Origin of the sequence: Williamsia soli (genome assembly GCF_017377795.1) — a bacterium.
Classification (GTDB): domain Bacteria; phylum Actinomycetota; class Actinomycetes; order Mycobacteriales; family Mycobacteriaceae; genus Williamsia; species Williamsia soli.
The window spans coordinates 112,051-135,436 of sequence record NZ_JAFRDR010000007.1; the positions used below are offsets into that span (position 1 = coordinate 112,051).

Below are 23,386 nucleotides of genomic sequence, written 5' to 3' on the forward strand. Positions count from 1 at the left end.
TGGACTCCGCCAGAACAACCCATTTCGGGCGTCAGGCGTCTGTTTCGAGGGTCACGATGGTCTGGGTCTCGATGACAGGCCTCCACACCTCACGGACGAAGGTCTCGTGCGGCGTCCCGGTGAGGTAGGCGTCGAGGTCGGCGCGGTTGTCGAATTCGACGATGAAGGCATGGGACATCGTGGTGTCACGAGTGCTGCTGTTGGGGGAGAGCGTCCAGTTCCGCATTGCCGGGTATTGCCCGGGGAAGGTGTTGAGTTCGGCGATGATGCGTTCCCGGTCGGGGTCGCTGACCTCGGGCCTGAACATGAAAGCGACGACGTGCTTGATCAATGTCTGCTCCTACTTGGTGACCGCCGGTCCTGTCTGACGCTGTGGTGAGTGCTCGCTCGACAGGGGCTGGGGGATCGCTTCGATGGTGCGGGTGGGCGCTGGTTGTTTCGACTTTGCCCTCGGCTTCCTGGGCGCTCGCGTGGGTGCTGTGGCGCTCGCCTGCTCAGGCGAGCGGTGGAGTTCCGCTCCGAGTTGCTCTCCGAGCGCGGAAGCCGCCCGGGACAGAGCTTTCGCCACGTCCGAGTCGGTCGAGGGTGGGACGCAGTCGGTCGTACCGACGACCGCCAACGCTGCGATCACGTGTGTTCCCTGGAAAACCGGGGCTGCGATCGTCCTGATCCCGTGCTCGCGAGGCGAATTGAACGCGAGACGATTCGCCCTGATGTCCTTGAGTTCGGTTCTCATCGCGCGGTCGCCTCGAATGCGGCCGGCCAGCAGTGGATGCTCGTCGGGGTCCGCGAATGCGCAGAAGAGTCGTCCCTGAGCGCTGTCGGTCAACGGCAGCCGCGACCCCTCGTTCACGCTCACTCGGATGGCCTTGGTGGTGTTGTCGTCGACCCGGATGACGACCACGGAGTCGGAGCTGTCCCAGATACTCAGGACCGCTGTCTCGTTCAATTCCGTGACCAGTCGTTCCATGAACGGGCCCGCGGCGGTGAAGATCGACAATCCGGCCTGCGCTGCGGCGGAGAGTGACATCATCTCCGGCCCTAGCGAGTACAGCGCGTCCACCGGGTCGTACCGGAGATAGCCCACAGCGCGTAGGGCTTTGGTGTATCGGTGGGCGGTTTGCTTGCCGGTGCCGAGTTCACTCGTCAGCTCGGACAAACTCAACCGGGGCCGCACCACGGTGAAGGCTCGCAAGATCCTGGACGCCCGCTCGACGGCCTGGATTGCGTTGTTGGCGACGATGTCCGGCGCAGCGCTGTCCTGCGGATTGGTGCCGATGACGAAGACCTCCTGATAGTTCGAGCCGTTTCTTCGACGTTCTCGGTGGGATCTACGTCGCTGCGCGGTGGTTCGGGTTTGTTCATGCGGTGGTTCTGCCACGCACGCGCGTGTCCAGATTTGTGGTCGAAACACGAGCGATACAAGGCTGTATTGCAACGGCAGCCGTATCGCTTGACACTATGCCGTCTCACAATACAATATGCCGTTATGGAAATGATCGCTACAGCAGAGGGTCTCGGCAGGGTGGATGGAGACTGCATACAGCTGTTGTCGACTGAGTTCGTGGACCTCGCGGAACCGCTACGCAAAGGACTGGCGCTCGAGGATCTGAGTACGTACCCCGTGCGTGGTGAGATCGCTTATGGTGACGCGACCATCATCGCCCCACTGGGACGCGGGGCCACGACCTGGGGAGTTGGGTCCAACTATGCGCGCGAAGGTGCGACGCCGACCCGGCGTGGAGGGTTGCCGACGTTCTTCATGAAAGCCCCATCGAGTCTGGCCGACCCTCACGCCGACATCTGGGCGCCCGGCGCGATGGCCGCCGAGTTCGACTACGAGGGCGAGGTGGCTGTGGTGATCGGCCAGGCAGCTTTCGACGTTTCGGAAGCTGAGGCGTGGTCTCATATTGCGGGCATCACAGCCGCCAACGACTCGACAGCCCGCGACGTGATGAAGGCAACCGGCAATCCGGCGCTGGCCAAATCATTTCCGGACACCGCGGCCATCGGGCCGAGTCTTCTGCCGCTCTCGGACGTCGCCGACAGGGACGCCATCACTGTCCGGAGTTGGGTGAACGGTGAACCGCGACAGGACTCGTCGACGGCGCACCTGATCTATTCGATCCCCGAACTCATCTCGCTGCTGTCCAGGTTCGTCCGACTGGTGCCGGGAGATGTCGTGCTGACCGGCGGTCCAGAGGGCCGCGGGGTCGACAGCGGACGGTTTCTGGCGGCCGACGACGTCATCTCGATATCTGTTGCCGGACTGCGTCCGTTGATCAATACGGTCCGCTCTCGCTCGAGGGCACTGACATTGCAAGAACTTGTGAAAGCGAAATGACGTGGCGTATGTGATCACCGAGTCGTGTGTGGACATCCAGGACAAGTCCTGTGTCGAGGAATGTCCCGTCGACTGCATCTACGAGGGCCCCCGGATGATGTACATCAATCCGGAGGAATGCGTGGAATGCGGACGCTGTGAGCCTGTGTGCCCGACCATCTCGATCTTCCACGAAGAAGATCTGCCGGATGACCGTGCCGACTACCGCGACATCAACGAAGCCGTCTTCGTCGACCTCGGGATGCCGGCGCCGGGAGGTGCTCGCCTGCTCGGCCCGCTCGCCACCGATCATCCGACGGTCGCCGCGCTGCCCATCACCGCCGCCGCCCCACCTACGCCGGTCACGTCGGCGCCCGCACCGGCGATCGCACCCGCAGTGGCACAACCCGATCCGGTCGAACCCGAGACCACCGGCCCCGCTTTCCCACCTCGTGCGGACCCCGCGGCCGGGGACCGGCACGAAGTCGATGTCGTGGTGATCGGGGCAGGCCCGGTCGGTCTCTACGCCGCCTACTACGCGGGCTTTCGAGGCATGTCGGTTGCGATCATCGACTCGCTCCCGGAACCCGGTGGTCAGTGCTCGGCGCTGTATCCGGAGAAGGAACTCTTCGACATCGCCGGCTTCCCTGCCATCAAGGGGCAGGCGCTCGTCGACGGTCTCGTCGCGCAGGCACAGAAGGCGCACCCGCTCTGGCTGCTCGGCGAGCGGGCGGAGAAGCTCGAAACCTCCGACACCGGAGTCGAGATCGCCACCGACCGTGGGACGATCGTCAGTGCCAAGGGCCTCGTCATCGCCGGTGGTATCGGCAACTTCGAGCCCCGGGTGCTCGAGCCCGCATCGCGGTTTCTCGGCAACGGACTGCGGTACTTCGTCCCGCGCCTGTCCGAACTGGCCGGCCGCGATGTCGTCGTGGTCGGCGGGGGAGACTCGGCGGTGGACTGGGCCCTCTCGCTCGAGGACATCGCGGCGTCGGTCACCCTCGTGCATCGCCGAGACCAGTTCCGGGCCCATGAGCAGAGCATCCTGGCCCTCCGCGGTTCCACCGTGAAGGTCCTGACTCCGTACGAGGTCGGCTCCGTCGGCGGCGACCACCACATCGGCTCGGTGACGGTGGTGAACACCATCGACGGGTCGGTGCACGAGCTCGCTGCGACCGAAGTGGTGGCCGCCCTGGGGTTCATCGCGGATCTGGGGCCATTGCAGAACTGGGGACTCGAGCTGCAGCAGCGCAGGATCATGGTCGACAGGTCCATGCGGACAAACGTGCAGCGCGTGTTCGCCGTCGGCGACATCGCGGACTTCGAAGGCAAGATCCGAATCATCGCAGTGGGATTCGCAGAGGCCGCCACTGCCATCAACCATATCGCCCCACTGGTGAACTCCACCTGGACCTTCTCCCCGGGCCACTCGTCCGACCTGGTCAAGTGACATGACGTCCGACGTGGCCGAGGTTCGGGCCCGCCTTCGTTCGCGGCTTGCCGGCGCGGATCCTGCACTCGGCACCATGGTCAAGATCGACGACTTCAGCGTGCTGGACATCGCCAGGAGCGCGGGTTTCGACTTCGTTGTGATCGACGGCGAGCACTCGCAGCTCGGTGGTAGCGGAGTCAGCAGATTGTTGAGATATGCTTTGGCGCTGCGACTTCCGGCGATGGTGCGGATGCCGGCCCTTGATCCGGGTGTCGTCAATCGCGCTCTGGAGGCAGGTGCGGCGGGCATTCAGCTCTCGAACGTCAACTCCCGCAAACAGGTCGACGACCTCATCGACGCGACGCGTTATGCCCCGGGCGGTACCAGGAGTATCAGTCTCGCCCATCCCGGAGCCGACCACGGGGGGACACCGATCGCGGACTACCTGGACGACGAGGCGAAGCAACCGCCGCTGCTGGTGGTCCAGATCGAATCGCCTCACCTCCTCGATCCCCTCGATGACATCATCGTCGACGTGGACGTCGCATTCCACGGGCCCACGGACATGTCGGTGGCGCTGGGGCTCGGCGGTGCCACCGACCACGAGGCGTATCTGCGCGAACGCCTGCGGCTCGGTGACGCGGCGCTGAAGGCGGCGGTACCAACCGGTTCCTGGATCTCCGACCCCGCTGCGCTCGGGGCGTGTATCGACCGCGGAGAACGGTACATCGCCATCGGGTCCGATCTACAGATACTCGGAAAAGGATTGCGTGCCTTGACCCGTAGCCGCACCATCGATCGACATCCGAGCTCGCCGATCCCCGAACTCGGCGAATCCAGCCAGGAAGTGACATGAACACACCCGAAGCACTCGCACTGTCCGTCAATTGGGACGACATCGATGAGGACGTCATCCGGCCGGGCGTCCGGCGCAAGATCTACTCGACCGCCGAGGTGATGCTGTGCTGGCATCACCTGTCGCGGGGCATGGATCTGCGGCCGCACTCGCACGACGACTTCGACCAACTGGCACTGGTCCTCGAAGGTGAGGCGGACTACTACGTCGGTGGGACCGCACACCGGATGCGCGCCGGATCGATGCTGTTGGTCCCGGCGAAGCAGCTACACCACATCGAACCGCTCTCGGAGTTCTGCATCAACCTCGATGTCTTCACACCTCCGCGAAAAGACTACGCAGGGATCGGTTTTCACTCGGGCGATCACTGATCCCCGGCACATGCACCTGCACGACGCGTCACATTGGGCACCACTGAACTATTGGAGGACATGATGTCGGGAGAGAACAAGCCCGAGAGGTTTGACATTCTCTTGACCGGGGGTCGAGTGTTCGACCCGCGGGCTGGGGAGTTCCGGACCGCGGACATCGCGACGATCGGTAGCAAGGTCGCCAAGATCTCGGAACGGATCAGCGGCGAAGCAGCCCAGGTCATCGACTGCAGCGGAAAGATCGTGACCCCGGGCCTGGTCGATATGCACACGCACGTCTACGACGGCGTCTTCGAGAAGGCGGTGCCCGCGGTGGAAGCACATCTGCGGCGCGGCGTGACCGCGGTCGTGGACGCAGGCAGTTTCGGGGTCAGCAACTTCGACGGTTTTCGTCGCTACATCGTCGAAGAATCACCGTGCCGGATCCTCGGGTTCATCAACATCTCCTCGGTCGGACTCTCCAACATGGAGGTCAGCGAATTCGCTTCGCCTGCAGCAGTGATGAAAGACAAGACCGTCACCACGGCACTGAAGCACCCGGACATCATCAAGGGTGTCAAGGTCAGGCTCTCGCGGAGTCAGGCCGGCGACAAACCACTCGAGTACCTCAAAGCGGCTCTCGAGGTGGGCGCGGCCATCGGCAAGCCGATCATGGTCCACTTCGGTGAGACCGCATGCCCGCTCGAGGCCGTCCTGTCCGAACTCCGACCCGGCGACATCCTCACCCATGCATTTCATGGGAAGTCGGAAGGTCTGTTGCAGGAGGGGGCCATTCATCCGGCTGCGCACGACGCGCGCAGCCGTGGGGTCCTGTTCGACGTGGGTCACGGCACTACGCAATTGGCCTACGCGGTGGCGCGAGCGGCCCTCGAATCAGGCTTCTACCCGGACACGGTCGGCTCGGATCTGAGCTTGCGCAACTGGCGCGAACCGGCGTACGACCTGCCGACCGTGATGTCGAAATTGCTCGCCCTGGGCATGCCGCTCCCGAAGGTACTCAGTGCCGCCACCAGTCGTCCGGCTGAGATCCTGGGTATCGATGTCGACGGCTTCGGACTGCTCGAAGAAGGCGGCCTCGCGTCGATCACCGTGTTCGACCAGCTGACCGACCCGGATATCCTGCCCGACGCCAGTGACGACCGCCTACCCGTCAAGAGGCTGGAGCCGGTGGTCACGATCAACTACGGCGAGGAGATCGAGACCACCCCATGGCGCGGTCTGAACGGGGCGTCGGTGGAGGCTTCAGGCGATCACGGGGCGTGTTGTTGAGCTGACGGCGGACCGGGTGCCTGTGCAACAGCTCGGCCCGGTTACCAGCGCAGATAATGCGTCGGTACCCGGGCCGAAGAGTTCTCCAAGAGCTCAGCCGTTGCCGAGTGTCGCCGACAGTCGCTCGGCTACTCGGCGCAGGGCATCGATGTGGACCTCCACCTGTTCCTCGGTGGCGTTCGATGTGGCGACGATCGCGAGTGCGGCGACCACCCGATCAGCCTGGAACACCGGTGCCGCCAGCGTCCGGAGGCCGTTGACGACCGGCGATTTGAGCGACACCCCGCACTCACGGATCCTGTCCAGTTCCTCGGCGAACTCGGGGTCGGACTGTATTTCGCGTCGCAGCATGGGCACCTCTTCTTCGGGCAGATAGGTGCAGAACACCCGGCCCTGCGCCGACGCGGTCGGCGACAGTCGTGCCCCGATCCGAACTGCAACGCGCGCAACATGGTTGGTGTTGTCGTTGGATGCGACAACAATCGGGCTCTCGCCGTCCCAGACGCTCAGCACGACCGTTTCCTGCACCTCACGCAGCAACTGCTCCATGAACGGTTCTGCGAGTTTGATGACCGGGAGTCCCGCTCGCGCGGCTGCGGCGAGCGTGAGTACCTGGGGCCCCAGCGAGTAGACGGTCTCACTGGGGTCGTAGCGCAACAGGTTGGCCGCGCGTAGCGCTTTCGTGTAACGATGCGCGGTGGCCTTGCTGGTACCGAGCGCGACCGTGATCTCGTTGAGCGACAACCTCGGCCGGGCCGGGGTGAACGCGGACATGATGATCGCAGCACGTTGGACGGCCTGAATTGCGGGCGCGCCCTGGTCCCCCGACGGTTCGACCATTTATATTCCCCTTTTCTTTCCTGCAGTCCAGCCGGCGCCGATCTCGGCGTAGATCCGAGCGAAGCGGAGCAACTCCGTGAGGCTCAGCGAATCCCATTCCGGCTCGTCGTTGACCGTCACATTAGCCGGACCTGTGCGGATTGTGTGGACGGCGGCAGCACGGAGCAGCGCGCCGTCGGTGGATCCGGTCCAGCCGGACAATTCGGGGGCCGGGCCGCCGTGATGGCGTTCCCAGACCTCCGTCGCCGATCGGACGAACGACGCCAGTGGCGAGGTGGTACCCGCGTCCTGTGATGTCGCGGCGTCGACGTCGACCGTGCACGCCGACAACGGTCCTCCCGCGAAGGCTGCTCGTAACTGGGCGCGCAGGTCGTCGGCGAAGTCGATGAGGCGCTCCCCGGGCAGTAGAACCAGGTACACGTACAGGTCGACGAACGCCGGGAGAAGATCGGGCTTGCGGGTCGACCCCGTTCGTATCGCTCCGATCCCCGCTTCCCGGCCGGCCTGCCCTCCCGCGCGGGGCGGAAGTGTTCTCAACCGGTCCCGCCAGGCTTCGATTCCCGCGCACATCGTCCCGACGTGCGCGGGAAGCCCGCCGGGTGGGTCAGCGACGTCACGCGCCAGTACCGCACCGCGTCGACCACTGACGCGGATCCTGAGGTATCCGGCACCCGGCTCGTCCCACAGCACTCCACGGGGTCCGGCCTTGGCGATCAGCGCGGCTGCCGGTAGCGGGTAGTGCTCCAGATGCGACTCGATTCCGCTGTAGAGAACGTCGACAGAATCGGATTCTCTGAGCGTGTTCTCGTGGGTCCCGCCGCCCGCCAACACCAGTCGCAATCGTGGCGACGTCGAAGGGCCTGAAGTCGTTGCGGCGTAGGCGAACCCGACGAGAGCGGCGGCGGCCGGCCCACGCGCCACCGCCAGCCCGGACGCAGAGATCGTGTCGTTTCGCAGGGTGTGCCCGATTCGGGTGTCCTGCGAACGGCCGGTGACCGATCGGTCGCGAACCCCCAGGCCGGTGAGCGAGGTGTCGAGGTGCGAGTAGAACAGCAGGTCATCGCCCGAGGGCTCTCCGGTGGAGCAGACGAGGTTGGCGCCCGCCGGGCCGATCTCGTCCACACCGAACTCCAGGGCGGGCCAGCGTTGACCCGCCCAGGATGCCAGAGCTTTCGCGGTGGCGCGTTCGCTTCCCCGCGGTGTCGGCTGTGCGGTCAGTATCGCGATCGCGCCGACGATGTCCTCGATCCCGGTGGAATCAGTGAGCCCAGGTACGGTCATCGGCTTCCGCGCGCCAGACATCGATGTTCCTGGGATCCCGCTTCAACCGACGGGCGCGATGTGTCTCGTGTTCTTCCTCGGTGAAGATCCGGTGGCCGTCACAGAGTTCGTAACGGGGACCGTGCTTTTCGTCATAGAGGTAGAAGGCGATGGAGGTCGACGCGGAGTGGTTCACCACATCGCCCAGGATTTTGACGTCCTTGTACTGTGCGCGGGCACGCCGGCGCATGACACCGTCGAGGTCGCCCATGATGAAGCAGAGATGCTCGAGCGAGAAACGGTCGCTGCGCCGGATGGCGATGCTGTGGTGGTAGCGATCCTCACACCTCAAGAACGCGGTGAAATCTTCGACATAGTCGGAGGCCTGGAATCCGAGTAGGTTGATGTAGAAGTCGAGGGATTCCTCGTAGTGATCCGTGATGATGAACGGATGGACCAGCCGTTCGGGACGCAGGTCCGGCCACGGTGCCTCGGCGTACTCGATGAACTCGGTGAACAGCTCCACCAGGGTCCCGTTGGGGTCGCGAACCGCGAAACCCGCCTGGCACAGGCTCTTGGTGCCGTCCGTCAGCGGCAGGATCTCGAGGCCGCCTTCCGATACGCGATCGCGCAGATCGGCAAGGTCGTCCGCAGTGGCGACATTGAACCCGACGCCGTCGTACCGGAACTGGGTGAGCGAGGGGTCGGAGATCAGTTCCACGCTGTGGTGCTCGATACCGACGCGAAGATACGCGTGCGAATCGTCGTGCCCTTCGAGCGCCATACCGACGTGGTACTCCAGGAATTCGATGGTGGCAGCCATGTCGGGCACTGCCAGACGTACGAACGCGACCCCTGCGGGACCGCGTCGGCGGTTGGTTTTCAGATCTGACACGGATCTTGCCTTTCGTGGTGTGGAGTTCGCGAACACCGCACGGTGTCCGGGCGTCGACGGTATGTCGAAAGCCTAGGAGCCGAGCCAGATACCGTCAAGCATTATGGGACATCATCACACAATGCGGCATGGATGCATGTATCGTGATGTCATCGGATCGACCGCTGACGTTCGCCGAATCGCACCACCCCATGCCGCGCCTGCGTGCGCTGAACTCTCTTCTTGCCCATCGCGAAAGGCCATCTTGATGCCCATCCTTCAACCGAACTCCGGAGAACGCCTCGGCGACCACTATGTGGCGGCGAGCGTGAAGTCGCTGACGTGGGGGAGGCTTCCGACCCCGGATCGCGACCCGATCCTGACCATCGCCTCGGGCGAGACCGTGACGGTGGACACGATCTCGCACGAGGGGCTGATGGAGGACCAGGGTCGGGATCCGTTGACGTACTTTGCATCTCACGGAGTGGCTGCGGGTGACGTACTCGAGGATCTGGTGGAACTCGCGGCATCCGACGTGGTGCACACGCGAGGGCCGGATGGGCCGCATGTGGTGACCGGTCCGATCAGGGTCGACGGCGCGAAACCCGGCGACATCCTCAAGATCGAGTACCTCGATCTCACGCCACGCGTGCCCTATGGTGTCGTGTCCAGCCGGCACGGTCTCGGGTGTCTCGCCGGCGAGCGTCCGGTGGACGACGTCACAGGCGAGGCGGTGCGCATCATCAGCCAGTTCTGCACGGCGGATGTCGACAAACACACCGCGACGATGGCGTGGGGAGAGAATCGTCGAATCACGTTCCCACTCAGCCCTTTCATGGGACTGAGTGGACTCACGGCGAACACCGACGTCGCACTGAACACGATTCCGCCGGGCGCTCACGGTGGAAACCTCGACGTCCGCGATCTCGGACAGGGGTCCACCATGTATCTGCCCGTCCAGGTCGAAGGGGCCGGCTACTACATGGGCGATCCGCACTTCGCGCAGGGCAACGGCGAGGTGTCGTTGACCGCACTCGAAGCGTCGCTGCGCACCACAGTTCGGTTGACCGTTCTCTCTGCAGCGCAATCGTTCCCCTCCACCGGCACGATCGAAGGCCCTTTCGGAGAGAGCGATACCCACTGGATCGCAATGGGCCTGGACCGAGATCTCAACGAGGCGATGAAATCTTGTGTCCGAGAGGCGATCAGGATTCTCAGTGAGGTGGCCTTCGTCCCCGAGTCCATCGCCTACCTCTACCTCAGCGCAGCAGGCGACTTCGTCGTCAGTCAGGTCGTCGATGACGTCAAGGGTGTGCACTGCCTGATCCGCAAGGCGGACTTCCCGGCCTGGGTCTAGGCCGGCAAGCACAACAAGGCGCGGCGGGTCACCTCCCGGAGGTGACCCGCCGCGCTCGTGTGTGCTGGTCAATCGGCGGTGCTCTCTGTCAGATACCCACGAGCACCGTCGAACAGCGTCGTCCTCGACGCGGCGGTCACGGCCCGTCGCACCGACTCTTCGATGTCGATACCGTCGACGAGATGGGCCGCCAGGGCTCCGACGAAGCAGTCGCCCGCACCGGTGGTGTCGACCGGTTCGACCCGGGGCGCAGGAACGGCCACCTCGGAATCGCCCTGGACGATCAATGCGCCGGCGGCACCGAGCGTGACCACCACGATCGGCGGGCCCGTGATGGCGCGTGCCTTCTCTGCCGTGGTTCCGCCGGAGACAAATGGCCGCGAGACCACATCCAGTTCGGTTTCGTTGACCACGAGCACGTCGACCGCCTCGAGTAGGGCGATGGGCAACTCGGCGGCTGGGGCTGCGTTCAGGATCGCGCGCCCGGTCGACGCCCGCGCGGCGGCGAGGACGGCGTTCATCGGGACCTCGAGCTGCAGGACGACGACGGCGGCTCCTGCCACGGCTCCAGCCCGTTCTTCGGTCATCAATGCGTTGGCTCCGGCTGCGACCACAATCGTGTTCTCCGCCTCGTGCAGATCGACCGTGATGAGCGCCATCCCGGTGGGCGCGCCCACGACGAGGACTCCGGTGTCGTCGACCCCCTGCTCACGCAGTGCCGCACGTGAACGCGCACCGTCGGTGTCGTCTCCGACGTTGCCTATCATGAAGGTCTCCGCGCCCGAAAAGGCCGCTGCACAGGCCTGATTGGCGCCTTTGCCACCGCTGTTGCGAAGTGTTCGCCTGGCGTGGACGGTCTCGCCCGGGGCCGGCAGGGCTTCGACGAACACCGACGTGTCTGCGTTGATCGATCCGAAGACCACCACCGCCCCGCTGCGCTGATCAGAGGATGAAGCTGAGTCTCGCACCGGGTTCCATCGCTTCGTTGGTGAGAATTGCACGCCGCAGGGTCAACTTCAGCCCGTCGTCGGTGACGAGCAGCTCGTGGGTGTAGCGACCGACGTAGTGGAACGAACCACCATCGCGGTAGCGATGGATGATGAAATTGGCGCCTGCACGGAGCACGTTGCCCTCACGCCCCAGGATCCGCACATTGCCGACGATACGGGTGGTGCGCGAATGCGGGTTCTCGGCGTGGGCCTTGCGACTCTTGAGGCGTTTGACGCGCGCCTTCAACAGATCCCAGTCGTCTGCGACGAAGTAGCCTGCAGACTCTGGTCCCAGTCCGCCGGCGTCGGTGGTGGGCACATTCATCGTGGCGCCAGGGACGAACAGCGTGAGCCACTGATCGAGATCCCAGTCGTCGAGCAGCGCAGCCTCGTCGTAGAAGAACTCCTCTACTTCCGAGCGTTCCACGGCTCGGTCGCTGCCGGTGGTGGTGTCCATCTGGATTGCAGTAGTCATTCTCCGACCTTTCCGTTCACGCCGGCGACCTCGCCGACGCGCTTGCTCCAGTGCCGCCAGAAACTGCGCATGGCACCTTCGTCCGTGGACCGTCCACGCGGTCCGGCGATGTCGTCGGCCATGCCGCGGGACATGTCGCTCCAGTCGAACTGTTCGGCATCGAAACCTGCGGTCGCGACGATACCGCGCTGGACCGCTTCATAGGCCTCGATGTCATCGGGAGTGGCCAGGCCGCCGGGGCCGACGAAGCTCGCCATCGTCTTGAGTCGTAGGGCCCGCACATCGTCCGGCTCCCCGTTCTCGACGAGCTGCCAGGCGCGTACATCGGTGACCCCGGGCTCGACGGGTTCGAGCTGCCGGATGGTCAGTGCTTCGAGGTCGAAGAGCAGAAGGTTCGGGAAGACGAAGAGGATCCGTGACGCGTCCGCAATCGTCGCCGCCCGGTCGGCGCCGAGTCGTTCGGTCATCTCGGCGCGCTTGACCTCGATGCGATCCTTCTCGCTCTCACCGAACCGAGGCTCCCACACCATGCCGATGCGGCCGTTGTGTCCGGTCAGGACCAACAGGCCATGGCCTTCCCCGAGGTCGTGGGCGTACTGATCGTGATCGGTGACGGCGAATCCGGTCTCGCGGAGATACCCGACAAAAGTGTTGTGGGTTGGCGCGAAATGGTAACCGTCCATGGCATTTTCGACCGCCAGCTTCCAGTTGCCGCGAACACTGTACTTCTGGATTCCCGGCAGCGTGGTCATCCCGTCCTTGCCGATGGACGCTGTCATCGAGATGTAGTCCGCTGCCTTGCCCAGGTGGTCGAGGAGTGGGGGCACTCCGTCGTGGAAGGCGATGAAGACGAAGCCTTCGTGGATGTCGAGACGGGCGACCTCACGGAGGGACACCGAATCGACGAAGGCGCTGTCGGTCGGATAGGCATCGCTGTCGGGTAGGGCCGCGAGTTCACCAGAGTTCCGGAAAGCCCATGCGTGATAGAAACATTGGAACGTTCTGGTGCGGCCCTCGGTCTCGCGGCAGAGGATGGTGCCGCGGTGCGGGCAGGCGTTGAGGTACGCGCGCACCTCTCCTTTGGAGTCGCGGACGAAGATCAGCGGGCGCCCACCGATGGTACGGGTCTTGAAGTCGCCGTTGACGGGGATCTCGGTCTCGTGTCCGAGGTAGAGCCACGTACGGCCCCAGATCTCGTTACGCTCGCGATTGAACACCGCGTTCTCGCGGTAGGCGCTGCGGTGGACCTTGAACGTCAGGTCGTCCCAGTCTTGGGCGATGAGCGAGTTGCCCACGGTGAGACGGTCGGTCTCGGCGTGGTTGGGAAGTGTTGTGGTCATGGTGTCACGCTCATTTCATTCCAGAAGTGCGGATGCGAGGTGTGAGCTCTCATCAGCTGTTTGATCGGGCCGGGCTGTGGCTGGTGATCTTTCACAGGTCGAGGACGAGTCCGGTGGGGGCGGCGCGACCGACGCACACCATCATCGCTGTGTTCGCTGCGCGTTCATCGGGGGTCAGGACGGTGTCGCGGTGGATCGGTTTGCCCGCGAGAACCCGGGTTTCGCAGGCACCGCAATAGCCCTCAGAGCAGTCGCTGGGAATTCCGGGCACCACCCCGGAGATCGCGTCGAACAGAGTTTGTCCAGGTGCGACATCGATGTCTGCTCCGGTGCGGGCCAGCCGAACCGTGAAGGCCGTGTCGTCGGGCTCGGCACCACGGCCTGATGCGGCGAATCGTTCGGTGTGCACCCGGGAAGCGAGGTCGGCGGCGTCGGCCGCAGCCGACAGGTCGTCGATGAGGCCGGCCGGACCGCAGCAATAGAGCAAACCGCCCGGAGGTAGGGCACGGACGAGTTCGGCGAGATCAGGTCGACCGCCGGTTGCGGTGTGCACCACGCTCAATCGGTCACCGAGCAGGTCGGCGAGTTCGTCGAGGTACGCCGCGCTGTCGGGTGCCCGCGTCAGGTACAGCATGCGGACTCGCGCGCCGCGGCGGAGCGCTTCGGTGACCATCGGGAGGATGGGCGTCACCCCGATACCGCCAGCGACGAACGTGTAGTCGTCTGCATCCTGGAGTGCGAAGTGGTTCCGGGGTGGTGCGGCATCCAAGGTGACCCCCGAATCGGCCGTCGCATGCATCTCGGTCGAGCCGCCGCGGCCCGCCGGTTCCAACAGCACGGCAATCCGGTAGCTGTCGGACGATGACACGCTGCCGCACAACGAGTATTGGCGGACCAGGCCGGACGGCAGGGTGACCGGTAGGTGAGCCCCCGGGGCCCATGTAGGCAGCGGGGAGCCGTCCTCGGAATGCAGGGTGATCTCGAGGATGCGGTCGGCGACTTTCCTGGTGGCCCCCACCTTGAGGCGAAGGGTGGTCCGCGGTGCAGTCGGTCGACGCCTATCCGCTGCGCGCGGACCCGGTGTGAACACCGCCGGAACCGAATCCCAGCCGGCCTGATTGCCAAGGGTCGGGTAGGGGACCAGGCCGGATTGCAGCACCTCGTACGCGGGTAGGCGGGTGAGCACAGCGGTGATCATCTCCGTGAACATCGCGCGCGCGAGATGGGCGCCCGCGCATCGGTGGCTGCCGATCCCGAACGAAAGGTGCCGCCGCGCATCGCGATCGAGGTCGACGATCTCGGGGTCGTCGAACACGTCGGGGTCATGATTGGCTGCGACCCAGGGGATCAGTACGCGCTGCCCACCGGAAACCGGGCACCCACCGACCACGGTATCGGTCTTCGCGGTGCGGGCCATGGACTGCGATGGGGCGAACACCCTCAGGAACTCTTCGGTGGCACCGGACAACAGGGCGGGCTCATCGATCAGTCGTTGCCGCTGCTGAGGGTTCTGTGCGAGCCAGACCAGCACCGAACCGGTCAGCGATGTGGTGGTGTCGACGCCACCGGCCACGAGAAGATAGGTGACGGAGACCAATTCGTCGTCGGTGAAGTGGCGGCCACTCGGATGCCAAGCATTGACGAGCTCGGAGAGTACATCGTCGCGGGGTTGCTGACGCCGGTCGACGAGCAGCTGCCGGACCCGTTGTTCGAGGTACCCGAGCCCGTCGACACCGCGCTGAGCCCGCTCGCTGCCGACCGGCGCCGCGAAGATGTCGTGCACGGGCCCCGCGAGCAGCGGTCCGTCCTCGTCCGGGAAGCCGAGCCAGCGCAGGGTGACGGCGGTCGGCAGGGGATTGGTCAGGTCGGCGACGAGGTCGCAGGAGCCCGACTCGATGAATTCGTCGATGATCGCGGTCGTGAGCTCGGCGATCATGGGCCGTAGCTTCTCCACGGCGTCCGCGGTCAGGAACGGGTTGATCAGTTCGCGGTACGCCACTGACGCCGGGGGATCCAGTTCGATCGGGTATTGCGGGAGACCCCCTCCGCGGGGGATCACGAACGACACCCCATCGTCAGGTCGCTGTCGTTCGGACGAGAACGCGTTGTCGTCGCGGGCAACGCGGACGACATCATCCCATCGGGTCGTGTACCAGAAGCCCTCGTGCGCGTCTGTCCACGCGACGGGACATGCCGACCGGTGTTGCGCGTAGTACGCGACAGGGTCTGCATTGCATTGCGGGGAGTGGTGATCGAAGAACGGGCTGGGCGAAGTTGTCATCACAGGACTTTCGAACGAACCGATCGCATGGTGTTATCCGGCCACGCGGCACCGGGGGTGTTCAGGGGTGGACGGTGGAACGCAGTTTGGCGGCCACTCCCTTCTCGTGACTGTACTCACGCATTGCGAGGTAGCCTCCGCCTCGGCTGAATCCGCTGTCCTTCTGCATGTTGAACGGGAAGCCGATGACGCCGGAGTCAGCGAACTGATTGATCGAGACCTGACCGGCACGAACGGACGCGGCCATGTGAAGAGCCCGCGATACATCGGAGGTCCAAATGCAGGCCAGCAGACCGAAGTCCGTGGAGTTGGCGATCTCGAGAGCCGCCGCGTCGGTCGAGAACGTCTGGATCGCGAGCACCGGTCCGAAGACCTCTTCTCGGATGATCCGCGATGAGGCGTCGACGTTGTCCACGACGGTGGGTTCGACGAAGAAACCGGCGTCACCCACCGATGTGGGCCGTCCCCCGCCGGTCAGGATCCGGCCGCCCTCACCGGCTGCGCCGTCCAGGAATCCTCTCACCTTGTCGTACTGGGCGCGGTTGACGAGTGGGCCCATGTCCGGGTTGGTGTCCCACGAGCCGATTTTCACCGCGCGCATCGACGCGACGACCCGCTCACGTACGGCATCGGCGATGGAGGATGCCACGATCAACCTGGAACCGGCGTAACAGTTCTGTCCGGCATTCTCGGTGATCGAGCGCACGATTTCGGGAATGGCCTCGTCGAGATCGGCATCGGCGAACACGATGTTGGGTGATTTGCCACCCAATTCGAGTTTCACGGGTACCAGGGTTTCGGCTGCTGCACGCATCACTGCGCGGCCCGTTGCGGTCGAACCGACGAACGAGATGTGATCGATCCCGGGGTGCGCCGTCAGCGCCGCACCCGTCTCGGCCAGTCCGGTCACCACGTTGAACACACCGTCCGGCAGGCCGGCCTCGGTGGCGAGGGCAGCAAGTGCCAGCACCACTCGTGGGGCCTCTTCCGATGGTTTGAGTACGACGGTGTTGCCCGCGGCAAGGGCAGGCGCGACGTTGGCTGCGGTGAGTACCGCGGGCACGTTCCACGGTGTGATGACCGCGCAGACGCCCAACGGTTCGAGCAGGGTGTAGCCGTGGAAATCGGGTGACCGGGTCGGCAGTGTGACACCGGTCAGTTTGTCGGCGGCGCCGGCGAAGTACTGGACGATCGACGTCGCGATCGCGATGTTCATCGATCCGCCCCACAGCGGCTTTCCGACGTCTCGGGCCTCCAAGGCGGCGAGGGCATCGGTGTTGTCCTCGATCAAGCGAGCCCAGCGACCGAGACTTTGCCCACGTTCAGAGGCCGACGTGGCCGCCCAACCTGCGGCCGCCTTGCGAGCCGCCCTCACAGCCGAGTCCACGTCCGCTGCCGAACCGCGCGCGACGGTGAAGAATGTGTTTTCGGTCGAAGGATCGGTGACGACGATGCCCTCGTCGCCGGTGGGGCACCAACGGCCGTCGACGAACTGCGAGCGCTCGGGCAAGTCAATGTGCATATTTGAATGTTCGAGGATTTCGTCGCGCAAGTCAAGACGACATATCTTATTGTAAGACGATGAAACGAGATGTTTACACCGTCACCGCAGCCGTGGTCCGCAGTCCCGGAGGGGCGTTTGACCTGGAAGAAGTCCAGATCGAAGGCCCGCGCCCAGGTGAGATCCTGGTTCGGATCATGAGTTCGGGCATCTGCGGCACGGACCTCGAGTTCGCGTCGATGATGAATCTGCCGGTCGTCCTCGGGCACGAGGGTGCCGGGATCGTGGAAGCCCTCGGCGACGGCGTCGACGACCTGGAGATCGGCGACAAAGTCGCCATGTCCTTTGCTCACTGTGGGCGGTGTCGGACCTGCGGGGGCTCCGCGCCTGCTTACTGTGAGCACTTCTGGGAGTACAACTTCATCGGGACGAGGCCAGACGGCAGCACCGCTCTCTCCCAGGGCGGTCGACCCGTGTATGGACACTTCCTCGGTCAGTCGTCGTTCGCGACCCATGCAGTCGTCCGGCGCAGCAGTGTCGTCCGGGTGCCCGACGACACCGACCTCCACCTGGTGGGTCCCTTCGGATGTGGATTTCAAACCGGCGCGGGGGCTGTACTGAACGTCCTGCGTCCGGAGCCCGGGTCGTCGATCGCGGTCTTCGGCGTCGGAGGGGTTGGAGCCGCCGCCGTCATGGCTGCGGCGAGCGTGGAGTGCGGCACCGTCATCGCCGTCGACATCATGGATGCTCGATTGGAACAGGCCCTGGGTTTCGGCGCCACACATACTGTGCGTAGTGACAGCGCGGACCTGCAGGACAAGATCCGCGAGATCGTGCCCGGGGGACTGGATTACAGCATCGACGCGACCGGGCGCACCGATGTGTTGCGAAACGCGGTCGACGCGCTCGCGCCGCTGGGCCGATGTGGTGTGGTCGGCGTGGGGCCGAGTCCGGAAATGATCCTCGAGTGGCGGTCGGTACTGGCCGGACGGACGATCACGGGCATCACGGCGGGCAACTCCGTTCCTGCGACGTTCTTGCCGCAATTGCTCGATCTTCATCGCGCAGGGCGCTTTCCGGTCGACACATTGTTGACCGAATTCCCCTTCAGCGAGATCAATGCGGCCGTAGATGCAGTCCGTGCGGGCGCGGTGGGCAAGGCCGTTCTCGTGATGGATTCGTGAAAAACCGTCCGCCCGCGTTTCAGCAATATTAATATCGCATTGTGAGACGCCATATGGCTTGACGAGATGCCGGGATGGATCTCTAATGGTCAGGACAGCGTCGCTCTGACACTCAACTCAGCTCTTGGAGGAACAAAATGCGCTCGAAGACTATCGGTGCTCTGGCGGCGCTGACCGCCGGTGTGCTTTTACTGCCCGCGTGTGGTTCACGCAACGATGACGGTGGGGGTACCGATACCGGGTCTGTCGCCGATGTAGCAGCCATTCAAGAGGCGATGCCGGATGTCAACGGTGATGGCAACGTCGTCATCGGCATCATGAGCCCCGGTGACACCGGCGACGGCGGGTACTACGAATCATTCGTCACCGAGGCGCGGGCGTTCGCCGACGAGAAGGGGTGGACGCTCAACATCGTCGACAAGATCAACACCTCCGACGCCGTCGCCCAGGCCCGAAACCTGTGCCGGCAGAACGTGGACATGATCGCCGTTGGTGCCAGTGAACTCAAAGATGCGCTGTCGGCCACCAGCGACGAATCTTGCGCCAACGTGGCTTTCTACATCTCTTCAGGCGACGGCGTCGACGAGAACCCACAGGTCGCGCAGAGTCAGGATCGCGCCAACGAGTCGATCATCGTGGCCGGGTACTCCGCTGGGCTGATCATGCAGCGCACCGGCGCGAAGACCGCCGGATTCATCGGCGGACCCGAAGTCGACTTCTCCACCCGCGCAGCGAATGCGTACGCAGCAGGTGTCAAACAGGTCGTCCCCGACGCGAATGTGCTCACCACATACACCGGTGACAGTGAGGACTCAGGCAAGGCGCGGGAGGCAGCGACCGCGCAGATGGCGCAAGGCGCAGCTGTGATCTACCCATACCTGGGTGGTGCCACCGACTCCGTCGCGTCTCTCGCGAACGAGCGGAACGTCGCCGTCCTCACCCCCGGAAGTGATCGGTGCGATTCGACCGCGCCCTCGTACGACGTCTCGGTCCTGTTCGCGCCGGGGCTGTACTTCGGAGAGACGCTGAACCAATTCAACGACGGCACATTGGAATTGGGCGCGATCAAGGTCTACCACCTCGGCGTCGACAAGTACCCGACGGTCAAGATCTGCGAGCCGGAGGGTACCGAAGAAGCTCAGCTCAACGAGTTCATCGCCGGAATCGGCGCAGGAGACATCAAGCCCGACGATCTCATCGCCGCGTCGGTGTCATGACAGGAGCGAGTTCCGCGCGTCGCGATCAGGTCGGCGTGGCAGTTCCTTCCGCTGTCGAGATACACGGCGCCACCAAGAAGTACGGATCGCTGTTCGCAGTCGATTCTGTGGACTTCTCCGTTCTCCGCGGTGAGATCCATGGTCTTCTCGGTCAGAACGGGGCCGGGAAGAGCACCCTGATGAAGATCCTGAGCGGGCTCGTGGTGCCCGACTCAGGTGAGGTGTTGGTCGATGGTCGCGAGGTCCGCATCACCGACCCTCACATCGCCGCGGAACTCGGTATATCGATGGTGCATCAGCACTTCAGTCTCGTCGGACCACTGACGGTGTGGGAGAACGTGATACTGGGTGATCGCGGTCGCGTGGACCGCGCCACCGCGCGGCAGCAGGTCCTCGACGTCGGGGCCAGATACGGCCTCGACGTCGACCCTGATGCCGTGGTCGACGACCTGTCAACCGGATTGCGACAACGGGTCGAGATCATCAAATGCCTTCGCAATCAACCATCGATCTTGGTGCTCGACGAGCCGACCTCGGTACTGACAGCGGCTGAATCGAAAGACCTGTTCAGCGTTCTGCGGTCCGTCGTCGATCGGGACGACACCGGGGTGATCTTGATCAGTCACAAACTCGACGAGATCAAGCACAGCTGCGACCGCGTCACGATCATGCGGAACGGTAAGGTCGTTGGACGCTACGTCACGGCCGAGACCGGTGTGGACAAACTGGCGACTGAGATGATCGGACGCCAGATCAGCGTGGAGGACCGGCAGGCCGTCACCGGCGTGCTGGACGGCGAGGACCTCGGCGGTGTCACCACGGCCCCCCGGGACCAGTCCGAGAAGCCTGTCCGTCTACGGATCATCGACGCCGTGGCGAACGATGTGGAGGGTCGCCCTCTGCTGCGCGGCATGTCCTTTCATGTCCGCGCCGGTGAAATACTCGGCGTTGCGGGCGTCGAGGGAAATGGGCAGTGGGCACTCGGGAATCTGTTCTCGAGCCTGCAGCCCCTGGTGTCCGGATCAGTGGAGGTCGACGGGTCGGTGGTCGCGTCCGACAAACCCGGCTCGATGGGCAGAGCGGGTGTCGGGGTCATTCCCGAGGACCGTCACGATTCCGGATGCGTCCTCGAACTGAGCGTCGCCGAGAACCTCATCATGACTGCGCCGCAGATTGTTGCGCGGCACGGGTTCATGGACCGCCGGGCCATGCGTAGGCACGCAGAGACGTTGATCGAGCAGTTCTCGATCTCGACACCTTCGCCTGACACCGCGATCGGACGTCTGTCCGGCGGCAACCAGCAGAAGGTGGTACTCGCTCGCGAACTGTCGAACGGCCCAGGTGTGCTGGTGGCCGCTCAGCCGACGCGCGGCCTCGATGTCGGTGCCGTCGAGTACATGAACGAACAGCTCCGCAAGGCGGCCGAACGTGGAATCGCTGTGCTGCTCATCGCAAACGAACTGCAAGAGATATTGACACTCGCCACCCGGATCATCGTGATCCACCGCGGCGTCGTGGTCGGTGAAATGGACAGAGAAAACGTCGACATCGACAAACTCGGTCTGATGATGGGAGGGCAGAAGGTATGAGTGCAGTGACTGATGCGACGCCGGAGCTCGAGCCTGTCGGACCCTCGGCGTCCAAGCCGGAGCCAGGTGCTCGTGCTGCGGCATCGGCCCAGGCTCTGCGCACCGTGGGCCTGTATGTAGCGGCCCTTGCGGTCGCACTTGGCTTGTCGGCGCTGATCGTGGGCGCGACGGGAGGGTCACCCTGGGAGACACTCAAAGCCCTGTACGAGGGCAGCCTCAGCAATGGAGCGGCTTGGGGTCAGAGTATCGACCAGGCGGTCCCCCTGTTGCTGGTTGCGCTCGGGACCGCGGTGGCCATCCGCGCCGGGTTGTTCAACATCGGGCAGGAAGGGCAGCTCGCGATCGGGGCGACCGTCGCAACAGCGATGTCGCTCTACGTCTTCGGGCCCGGTTGGCTGGTTCTGCTGCTCACTCTCGTGGGGGCCGTGGTAGGCGGCGCGCTGTGGGCCGGAATCGCGGCGCTGATGCACTTCACCCGTGGGGTGTCCGTGGTGATCAGCACCTTGCTGATGGTGTTCATCGCCCAGCAAGTGGTCGCGTACGCGGTGACTGATCCCGATCTCCTCGGCGAACGGGCCCGGCCGGGAGCTGCGGCGCTGGCCCAGTCTCCTCAGATCCCCGTCGACGCAAGGATTCCCAGGCTCGGCGAGTATCCCGGGTTCAACGTCACCAGCGCCGCGCTCGCCGCCGTCATCGTCGCAGCACTGCTGTACCTCGCTCTCAATCGCACGGTGTGGGGGTTCAAGCTGCGGATGCTTGGTCTGAACCCTCTTGCCGCCCGCCGGTCCGGAGTGCGCGCTGCCGTGGCCGGCTCTGTGGCACTGCTGATCTCGGGTGGGTTCGCCGGGCTCGCCGGAGGTGTTGCCCTCGCGAGTACGTCGTATCGGTTGCAGCCGGGGTTCTCCAACAACATCGGCTTCCAGGGGTTGCTGGTGGCGTTGGTGGCGCGAAACAACCCGATCGCTGCGATACCGGTTGCCTTCTTCTTCGGGGCGTTGCGCGCCGGCGGCGGGTTCCTCACCGCAACCGGTGTTCCGCGCTACCTCGTGGACGTGGTCACCGCGCTGCTGGTGCTGGCGTGTGTCTTTCCTCCTGCCTGGCAGGCATTTCGGTCAAGTCGCGTGGTCAACGAGAAGATCTTCCCGTTCCGGCTCCTCGACAAGTTCACTACCTCTAAGGCGTCGTGATGTCGGCATTTGAAATCATTCTTGCGGCAGCCATCCACCTGACCATCCCGCTCGCCTTTGCAGCTCTGGGTGAGTGCGTCGCCGAACGTGCAGGGACGCTGAACATCTCGCTCGAGGGGATGATGCTGTGCGGAGCGTTCGCGGCCGTAGCGATCGGTACCGCGACGGGCTCACCCACGATGGGGTTGATCCTCGGTTCGCTGGCCGGGGTGCTGGTCGCCGCGGTGCATGCCTTCTTCTCACACTTCCTCGCCGTCAATACGTTCGTGGTGGGTTTGACCCTCAATGTCGCGGTGCTCGGTCTGACGAGCATCCTGAGTGTGGCGATGGTGCTGTCGCCGGTGCAGATCAGCCAGTGGTCCATTCCCGGGCTCTCGTCCATTCCCGTCCTGGGTGACGCTGTCTTCACGCAGCGCTGGGCGGCGTTCCTGCTGCTGCCGCTGATCCCTGCGTGCTGGTGGCTGCTGTACCGGACGCGCTGGGGGCTGGAACTGCGCGCCTGTGGCGAGAATCCCCAATCTGCAGACGTCAGCGGCATTCACGTCAACCGCCGCCGCCGGCAGGCCCTGTTGTTCTGTGGCTTGATGGCGGGCCTGGGAGGCGCCTACCTGGCGGTGGGCGAGGTGGGGTCGTTCAACGACAACATGACGGCGGGGCGTGGTTTCGTGGTGCTCGCGGCCGTGATCTTCGGAGGCTGGCGACTGAAGATGACGCTGATCGGCTGTCTGTTGTTCGGTACGGCAGACGCACTACGTCTCGCGATGCCCGCGCTCGGGTATCAGATCAGCTCGCCGATCCTGATCGCTGCGCCCTATGTGTTGGCCATCGCCGCCATGCTGTTTCTCGCGAAGAAGCAGCGGGCCCCGAAGGCGCTGTCCAAGCCGTTCGAGCGAGGTCTCGTCTAGTCGGTCCTGCTGTGTCCCTTCGATACCGGATGCCCCGGCCTGATGGCCGGGGCATCCGGTGTTTCCGGGTGGGGCAGCGTTGTGTCCCGACGGGGTTCGGCTCACAGCTGGCCCGGTGGCCCGATAACCAGAAGGG

At 64.5% G+C, this 23,386-nt stretch carries 21 protein-coding genes and 1 pseudogene; 12 read left to right on the plus strand and 10 right to left on the minus strand.

Features of this window, described 5'->3' with window-relative positions:
- Positions 1-31 precede the first annotated feature (31 nt).
- Together J3S28_RS18850 and J3S28_RS18855 are read right to left on the minus strand one after the other, a co-directional pair.
- Positions 32-331, minus strand: a complete 300-nt coding sequence (locus tag J3S28_RS18850; protein ID WP_207842272.1) for a Dabb family protein — start codon at positions 329-331, stop codon at positions 32-34.
- Positions 332-340: 9 nt separating this feature from the next.
- A complete protein-coding gene (locus tag J3S28_RS18855; RefSeq protein ID WP_207842273.1) occupies positions 341-1,381 on the minus strand; it encodes an IclR family transcriptional regulator in 1,041 nt (346 codons plus the stop codon).
- Between the two features lie 114 nt (positions 1,382-1,495).
- Between J3S28_RS18855 and J3S28_RS18860 the strand changes: the two genes are divergently transcribed.
- The 6 genes and pseudogenes from J3S28_RS18860 (at position 1,496) to J3S28_RS18880 (ending at position 6,251) form a co-directional block, all read left to right on the plus strand.
- Complete coding sequence (locus J3S28_RS18860) at positions 1,496-2,344, plus strand: fumarylacetoacetate hydrolase family protein (protein ID WP_207842274.1); 849 nt, start codon at positions 1,496-1,498, stop codon at positions 2,342-2,344.
- A 1-nt stretch (position 2,345) separates the two neighbouring features.
- Positions 2,346-2,657, plus strand: a pseudogene (gene fdxA, locus J3S28_RS28410) (ferredoxin); the annotation flags it as partial.
- Between the two features lie 63 nt (positions 2,658-2,720).
- Positions 2,721-3,773, plus strand: a complete 1,053-nt coding sequence (locus tag J3S28_RS18865) for an NAD(P)/FAD-dependent oxidoreductase (RefSeq protein ID WP_372436037.1) — start codon at positions 2,721-2,723, stop codon at positions 3,771-3,773.
- A 1-nt stretch (position 3,774) separates the two neighbouring features.
- Entirely contained in the window at positions 3,775-4,611 is an 837-nt protein-coding gene (locus J3S28_RS18870; protein WP_207842275.1) for an HpcH/HpaI aldolase family protein, read from the plus strand.
- Positions 4,608-4,982 (plus strand): cupin domain-containing protein, encoded by a 375-nt coding sequence (locus tag J3S28_RS18875; RefSeq protein WP_207842276.1) that lies wholly within the window; start codon positions 4,608-4,610, stop codon positions 4,980-4,982. The genes J3S28_RS18870 and J3S28_RS18875 overlap by 4 nt, the downstream gene beginning before the upstream one ends.
- Positions 4,983-5,084: 102 nt before the next feature.
- Positions 5,085-6,251, plus strand: coding sequence for an amidohydrolase family protein (locus J3S28_RS18880; protein ID WP_207842277.1), 1,167 nt, complete (start codon positions 5,085-5,087; stop codon positions 6,249-6,251).
- Positions 6,252-6,344: 93 nt separating this feature from the next.
- Here J3S28_RS18880 and J3S28_RS18885 read toward each other — a convergent pair whose 3' ends face one another.
- Genes J3S28_RS18885 through J3S28_RS18895 form a run of 3 tightly spaced genes read right to left on the minus strand, consistent with a single transcriptional unit; the run spans position 6,345 to position 9,246 of the window.
- Entirely contained in the window at positions 6,345-7,091 is a 747-nt protein-coding gene (locus J3S28_RS18885; RefSeq protein WP_207842278.1) for an IclR family transcriptional regulator, read from the minus strand.
- Positions 7,092-8,393 carry a zinc-binding metallopeptidase family protein gene (locus J3S28_RS18890; RefSeq protein WP_207842279.1) on the minus strand — a complete coding sequence of 434 codons (1,302 nt, stop codon included), beginning with the start codon at positions 8,391-8,393 and terminating at the stop codon, positions 7,092-7,094. It lies immediately after the preceding gene.
- Positions 8,350-9,246 carry a VOC family protein gene (locus J3S28_RS18895; RefSeq protein ID WP_207842280.1) on the minus strand — a complete coding sequence of 299 codons (897 nt, stop codon included), beginning with the start codon at positions 9,244-9,246 and terminating at the stop codon, positions 8,350-8,352. Before J3S28_RS18895 ends, J3S28_RS18890 begins: the two co-directional genes overlap by 44 nt.
- 247 nt (positions 9,247-9,493) lie before the next feature.
- Between J3S28_RS18895 and J3S28_RS18900 the strand changes: the two genes are divergently transcribed.
- Positions 9,494-10,582 (plus strand): acetamidase/formamidase family protein, encoded by a 1,089-nt coding sequence (locus J3S28_RS18900; RefSeq protein ID WP_207842281.1) that lies wholly within the window; start codon positions 9,494-9,496, stop codon positions 10,580-10,582.
- A gap of 68 nt (positions 10,583-10,650) precedes the next feature.
- On the opposite strand, the gene J3S28_RS18905 is transcribed toward J3S28_RS18900, so the two are convergent.
- From J3S28_RS18905 to J3S28_RS18925, 5 genes are all read right to left on the minus strand, one after another.
- On the minus strand, positions 10,651-11,550 hold the full coding sequence (locus J3S28_RS18905) for a ribokinase (RefSeq protein ID WP_207842282.1): 900 nt from the start codon (positions 11,548-11,550) through the stop codon (positions 10,651-10,653).
- Complete coding sequence (locus J3S28_RS18910) at positions 11,525-12,046, minus strand: aromatic-ring-hydroxylating dioxygenase subunit beta (RefSeq protein ID WP_207842283.1); 522 nt, start codon at positions 12,044-12,046, stop codon at positions 11,525-11,527. The genes J3S28_RS18905 and J3S28_RS18910 overlap by 26 nt, the downstream gene beginning before the upstream one ends.
- Positions 12,043-13,386 (minus strand): aromatic ring-hydroxylating oxygenase subunit alpha, encoded by a 1,344-nt coding sequence (locus tag J3S28_RS18915; RefSeq protein ID WP_207842284.1) that lies wholly within the window; start codon positions 13,384-13,386, stop codon positions 12,043-12,045. The genes J3S28_RS18910 and J3S28_RS18915 overlap by 4 nt, the downstream gene beginning before the upstream one ends.
- Before the next feature lie 91 nt (positions 13,387-13,477).
- Positions 13,478-15,667, minus strand: a complete 2,190-nt coding sequence (locus tag J3S28_RS18920; RefSeq protein WP_207842285.1) for a cytochrome P450/oxidoreductase — start codon at positions 15,665-15,667, stop codon at positions 13,478-13,480.
- 61 nt (positions 15,668-15,728) lie between these two features.
- The gene (locus J3S28_RS18925) at positions 15,729-17,189 is read right to left on the minus strand and encodes an aldehyde dehydrogenase family protein (protein ID WP_207842286.1); all 1,461 of its coding nucleotides are present in this window, start codon (positions 17,187-17,189) and stop codon (positions 15,729-15,731) included.
- A 59-nt stretch (positions 17,190-17,248) separates the two neighbouring features.
- Between J3S28_RS18925 and J3S28_RS18930 the strand changes: the two genes are divergently transcribed.
- The 5 genes from J3S28_RS18930 to J3S28_RS18950 all read left to right on the plus strand — a co-directional run bounded on the left by J3S28_RS18930 (position 17,249) and on the right by J3S28_RS18950 (position 23,250).
- Positions 17,249-18,352 (plus strand): NAD(P)-dependent alcohol dehydrogenase, encoded by a 1,104-nt coding sequence (locus J3S28_RS18930; protein ID WP_207842287.1) that lies wholly within the window; start codon positions 17,249-17,251, stop codon positions 18,350-18,352.
- Between the two features lie 137 nt (positions 18,353-18,489).
- Complete coding sequence (locus J3S28_RS18935) at positions 18,490-19,569, plus strand: BMP family lipoprotein (RefSeq protein WP_207842288.1); 1,080 nt, start codon at positions 18,490-18,492, stop codon at positions 19,567-19,569.
- Positions 19,566-21,158, plus strand: coding sequence for an ABC transporter ATP-binding protein (locus J3S28_RS18940; RefSeq protein ID WP_207842289.1), 1,593 nt, complete (start codon positions 19,566-19,568; stop codon positions 21,156-21,158). Before J3S28_RS18935 ends, J3S28_RS18940 begins: the two co-directional genes overlap by 4 nt.
- Positions 21,155-22,345: an ABC transporter permease gene (locus J3S28_RS18945; RefSeq protein WP_207842290.1), complete on the plus strand. Its 1,191-nt coding sequence runs from the start codon at positions 21,155-21,157 to the stop codon at positions 22,343-22,345. The genes J3S28_RS18940 and J3S28_RS18945 overlap by 4 nt, the downstream gene beginning before the upstream one ends.
- The gene (locus J3S28_RS18950; RefSeq protein WP_207842291.1) at positions 22,345-23,250 is read left to right on the plus strand and encodes an ABC transporter permease; all 906 of its coding nucleotides are present in this window, start codon (positions 22,345-22,347) and stop codon (positions 23,248-23,250) included. The genes J3S28_RS18945 and J3S28_RS18950 overlap by 1 nt, the downstream gene beginning before the upstream one ends.
- Positions 23,251-23,386 lie beyond the last annotated feature (136 nt).

Bases quoted from the DNA above. Each gene is read 5' to 3' on its own strand.
- J3S28_RS18860 (WP_207842274.1), top strand. From the start codon at position 1,496: ATGATCGCTACAGCAGAGGGTCTCGGCAGGGTGGATGGAGACTGCATA.
- J3S28_RS18870 (WP_207842275.1), top strand. From the start codon at position 3,775: ATGACGTCCGACGTGGCCGAGGTTCGGGCCCGCCTTCGTTCGCGGCTT.
- J3S28_RS18875 (WP_207842276.1), top strand. From the start codon at position 4,608: ATGAACACACCCGAAGCACTCGCACTGTCCGTCAATTGGGACGACATC.
- J3S28_RS18885 (WP_207842278.1), bottom strand. From the start codon at position 7,091: ATGGTCGAACCGTCGGGGGACCAGGGCGCGCCCGCAATTCAGGCCGTC.
- J3S28_RS18890 (WP_207842279.1), bottom strand. From the start codon at position 8,393: ATGTCTGGCGCGCGGAAGCCGATGACCGTACCTGGGCTCACTGATTCC.
- J3S28_RS18900 (WP_207842281.1), top strand. From the start codon at position 9,494: ATGCCCATCCTTCAACCGAACTCCGGAGAACGCCTCGGCGACCACTAT.
- J3S28_RS18910 (WP_207842283.1), bottom strand. From the start codon at position 12,046: ATGACTACTGCAATCCAGATGGACACCACCACCGGCAGCGACCGAGCC.
- J3S28_RS18915 (WP_207842284.1), bottom strand. From the start codon at position 13,386: ATGACCACAACACTTCCCAACCACGCCGAGACCGACCGTCTCACCGTG.
- J3S28_RS18920 (WP_207842285.1), bottom strand. From the start codon at position 15,667: ATGACAACTTCGCCCAGCCCGTTCTTCGATCACCACTCCCCGCAATGC.
- J3S28_RS18925 (WP_207842286.1), bottom strand. From the start codon at position 17,189: ATGCACATTGACTTGCCCGAGCGCTCGCAGTTCGTCGACGGCCGTTGG.
- J3S28_RS18930 (WP_207842287.1), top strand. From the start codon at position 17,249: ATGAAACGAGATGTTTACACCGTCACCGCAGCCGTGGTCCGCAGTCCC.
- J3S28_RS18935 (WP_207842288.1), top strand. From the start codon at position 18,490: ATGCGCTCGAAGACTATCGGTGCTCTGGCGGCGCTGACCGCCGGTGTG.
- J3S28_RS18940 (WP_207842289.1), top strand. From the start codon at position 19,566: ATGACAGGAGCGAGTTCCGCGCGTCGCGATCAGGTCGGCGTGGCAGTT.
- J3S28_RS18945 (WP_207842290.1), top strand. From the start codon at position 21,155: ATGAGTGCAGTGACTGATGCGACGCCGGAGCTCGAGCCTGTCGGACCC.
- J3S28_RS18950 (WP_207842291.1), top strand. From the start codon at position 22,345: ATGTCGGCATTTGAAATCATTCTTGCGGCAGCCATCCACCTGACCATC.